1 protein-coding gene is annotated in these 997 nt (G+C 58.7%); it reads left to right on the top strand.

Annotated features, from left to right (window positions below; all coding sequences use genetic code 11):
* On the top strand, nt 1-920 hold a 920-nt coding region (locus tag L3X40_RS21905; RefSeq protein ID WP_445177239.1), incomplete at its 5' end, for an AMP-binding protein.
* Nucleotides 921-997 lie beyond the last annotated feature (77 nt).

Below are 997 nucleotides of genomic sequence, written 5' to 3' on the forward strand. Positions count from 1 at the left end.
TCAGCGGTTACTCCTTCGGCCTTGAACTGCCGTTCTTGGTGGGTACCCGGACGGTGCTGATGGAGAGCTGGAACGCTAAAGCGGCCATCGTCCTGATCGAGGAGCATAAGATTGTCGGAACCGTGGCAGCAACGCCATTTCTCATGGAACTGACGAACGAAGCGGCCGCAGCTAAAACCGGATTACCAAGCCTACGGTTGTTTGCCTGCGGCGGCGCCGCCATTCCACCCGATATTGTGCGGAAGGCGAATTCGACTTTCTCCTCACCTTGCGCATTTCGCGTCTACGGCAGCACGGAAGTGCCCCTCGTCACGCTCGGGTACACCGGTGCGCAGCATGCGCAACTTGCGGCGACCACCGATGGCGAGATTATTGATTATGATGTGCGGCTTATTGATGATCGGGGGCAGGATGTGCCGCAGGGGAGCGAGGGCGAGATCATCGTTCGTGGCCCCGCTATGTTCATGGGCTACGCGGATGAAGAGCAGACGCGTGAAGCGATCTGCAACGGTTATTTTCAAACTGGCGATATCGGCACGATCACCTCCAAAGGAGCCCTGATCATCACCGGGCGAAAGAAGGATTTGATCATCCGGGGCGGCGAGAATATCAGCGCGAAGGAAATAGAGGATGTGCTCCACCGACACCCCGCAGTGATCGACGCGGCGGTGGTCGCGATGCCGCATGCCCGTCTCGGCGAAGGTATTTGCGCTTTTCTCGTGCCAGCGGAAGGAGCCTCGCAAAGCTTTGCCGCCTTGGCGGACTTCGTATATTCGAGCGGGCTCGCAAAGCAGAAATGTCCTGAACGGATCGAGTGGGTGGAAAGTCTCCCGCGCACTACCTCGGGCAAGATCCGGAAGGATCTGCTGCGCGAGGAGATCCAGGCCATCATCAGGCGTGAATCAGCAGGCGACGCTTAGCAGCCCGTTGACGAAGTCGGGCGTGGCTGATTCAGTGTAACCGTTGATTGACGGTGCGGGTATGCGGCGATGGCGAT

It is taken from the genome of Rhizorhapis sp. SPR117 (genome assembly GCF_021742065.1).